This is a genomic window from Pseudomonas sp. USTB-Z, assembly GCF_019691255.1.
GTDB classification, from domain to species: Bacteria; Pseudomonadota; Gammaproteobacteria; order Pseudomonadales; family Pseudomonadaceae; genus Aquipseudomonas; species Aquipseudomonas alloputida.
Genome location: NZ_JAECZP010000060.1, coordinates 1 through 1314 on the forward strand (window position 1 = coordinate 1; position 1314 = coordinate 1314).

Annotated in this window: 1 protein-coding gene; it reads right to left on the reverse strand. The window is 69.3% G+C overall.

Going from position 1 to position 1314, the window contains the following annotated elements; genetic code table 11:
* Nucleotides 1-1314 (reverse strand): amino acid adenylation domain-containing protein (locus tag I8746_RS26830; RefSeq protein WP_221101219.1); only part of this gene is annotated, 1314 nt, incomplete at both ends.

A 1314-nucleotide genomic window follows, 5' to 3' on the forward strand; every position in this document is an offset into this window, starting at 1 on the left:
CAGGCTGGCATCGGCCTTGGGCAAGGCCTTGCGGTCGAGCTTGCCGTTGGCTGTCAGCGGCCACCGGTCGAGCAGCAGCAGGTGCGCCGGGACCATGTAGTCCGGCAGCGCTTCCTTCAGCTGTTCGCGCAGCTGCGCGCGCAGCCCGGCCTGCTGCTCCAGCGCTACCTCGGCAGCGGGGATCAGGTAGGCCACCAGCTGCTGGCCGGTCGCGCCTTCCTGGGCCAGCACCAGGGCCTCGCGCACCTGCGGCTGGGCCTGCAGGCGGGCTTCGATCTCACCCAGCTCGATGCGGAAGCCGCGGATCTTCACCTGGTGGTCGATGCGCCCGGCGTATTCGATCACCCCGTCGGCGTGGTAGCGCGCCAGGTCACCGGTGCGGTACAGGCGCCCGCCAGGGGCACCGAACGGGTCCGGCACGAAGCGCGTGGCGCTCAGGTCGCTGCGCTTGAGGTAGCCGCGCGCCAGGCCGGCGCGGCCGACGTACAGCTCGCCGATGCAGCCTTTGGCTACCGGGTTCAGGTCGCCGTCGAGCACATACCAGGACAGGTCGGGGATCGGCACGCCCATCGGGCTGCTGGCCGCCTTGCCCAGGTCAGCCCGCGACAGCGGCCGGTAGCTGACATGCACGGTGGTTTCGGTGATGCCGTACATGTTCACCAGCTGCGGCTGGCGGTCGCCGAAGCGTTCGAACCACGGTGCCAGGCTGTTGACGTCCAGCGCCTCGCCCCCGAACACCACGCTGCGCAATGCCAGTGGCCGCTGCGGCTCAGCCGTGGTGGCCACCGCCATCAGTTGCTTGAACGCCGACGGGGTCTGGTTCAGCACCGTGACCTGTTCATCGGCCAGCAACTGGTAGAAGGCCTCGGGCGAGCGGCTGGTGTGCTGCGGCACGATCACCAGGCGCCCGCCGTACAGCAGGGCGCCGAAGATTTCCCACACCGAGAAGTCGAAGGCATAGGAGTGGAACAGGCTCCACACGTCGTCGCTGCCGAAGCGGAAGTCCGCGTCGGTGGCCGTGAACAGGCGCAGCACGTTGCGCTGCGGCAGCAGCACGCCCTTGGGCTTGCCGGTGGAACCGGAGGTGTAGATCACGTAGGCGAGGTTGTCCGGGCTGACCGTGACCGGCGAGCAGGCCAGCGGGTCGGTCTGGCTGCTGTCATCATTGCTTTCCAGGCTGAGCACGCGCACGCCTGCCGGCACCGGCAGGCTGGCCAGCACCTGGGGCTGGGCCAGCACGCGCTGCAGGCCGCTGTCTTCGATCATGTAGGCCAAACGGTCGGCCGGGTAGGCCGGGTCCAGCGGCACGTAGGC